The following is a 207-nucleotide window of genomic DNA, read 5'->3' as shown; positions in this document are numbered from 1 at the left end:
CCACAGCTGTAGCTCGGCGAGCGAGAGGTCGTCAAACACGACGTCGAGGTAGTCGACGACGCGCTCGAACTTCTCGGAGATCCGCTCTAAGCTGTACTGATAGCTGGCGTTACCGTACGCGGTCCACTCGTCCGTCGAGGGCGTTCCGGAGTACAGTTGCCCGTCGAGGTGCGTGACGACCTCGCAGGCGAGGATCCGCTGTCCCTC

The 207-nt window shown here is 62.8% G+C and carries 1 pseudogene; it reads right to left on the bottom strand.

The features are described 5' to 3' along the window. Positions 1-207: pseudogene (locus EXE45_RS19510) on the bottom strand (hypothetical protein); the annotation flags it as partial.

This window comes from Halorubrum sp. SP9 (genome assembly GCF_005435015.1).
GTDB classification, from domain to species: domain Archaea; phylum Halobacteriota; class Halobacteria; order Halobacteriales; family Haloferacaceae; genus Halorubrum; species Halorubrum sodomense.
This window is presented reverse-complemented; position numbering and strand designations above follow the sequence as displayed.